General features: G+C 71.2%; 1 protein-coding gene. It reads right to left on the reverse strand.

Annotated elements, in window-relative coordinates; all coding sequences use genetic code 11:
- Positions 1–323 precede the first annotated feature (323 nt).
- The coding region (locus tag ACFPZL_RS13635; protein WP_382335933.1) for a hypothetical protein at positions 324–992 on the reverse strand (669 nt) is incomplete at its 5' end.

Below are 992 nucleotides of genomic sequence, written 5' to 3' on the forward strand. Positions count from 1 at the left end.
GAGCTCCCGGACGCACGACGCGCACGACGGTGCGGACGCGGGCAGAGTGCGCCGCGACCGGCGTCGACCTCGGCGGGCGACGCGACCCGCGCCCGAGGGAAGCGATCCGGCGCCCTACGATCCGCCGGCCGATCCGCGCCCCTCAACCGAGAACGAGTCGCGCCTCAGAGACGACAAACCGCCGCACTGGGGGTGATCCGTCACCGATCCGCTCCGCCTCGCATCGCGACGAGGAGCGGGGCCCGCCTTCGCCGTGCGCGAGGCGCCGAGGCACCTGCGACGCCGGAGGGCGTGGGGCTGGGAAATCGATCCAGGAGATGGGCCTAGGAGGCGACCGAGGCGGCGGCCTGCTGGTCGGCTTTGAAATAGCGCACGACGATCGGCTTGCTGTAGACCTGCAGGTTCTTGTTGACGACGGTGCGCCCGCCGTTCCAGCCTCCGTGCACGGCCTTCCCCTTGCCCGTGTAGACCGCGACATGGCGGCCCGGCCAGATCAGGACATCGCCGGCGCGGTACTTGCCGGTGACCTTGCGGCCGCCGAGCTCCGTGTAGTCGCCGACCTGCGTTCCGAGGTCGCCCGCGTGGACGCCCGCCTTGCGCAAGGCCCGCTCCACGACTGCCGTGCAGTCCTGGAAGTCGCCCAGCTGCGACATCGCCGATCGGACAACCTTCTTCAGCTTCTTCTTCGCCTTGGTGGCCTTCTTCTTGACCGCGGCCTTCTGCTTCGCGGCGGCCTTCTTGAGCGCGGCCTTCCGCTTCTTGGACACGGTCGAGTTCTTCTTGGCCTCGGCCTTCCGCGCGGACTTCATCGCCGCGACGGCGCGCTCGGTCTCCAGGCGCAGCGTCTCGGCGACGTTCTCGCCCGCCGGAGTCCCGGGAGCTCCCGTGTCGGTGGTCTCGGTCGGGACTGCCGTTACGCCGGACTCGGCGGCATCCTGCGCCGGGGTCGAACCGGCGATCCCGCCGGCCTCGGCGTGCGCGGGGCCGGCGAT

The sequence above is a fragment of the Leucobacter soli genome, from assembly GCF_042659205.1.
GTDB lineage: Bacteria > Actinomycetota > Actinomycetes > Actinomycetales > Microbacteriaceae > Leucobacter > Leucobacter soli.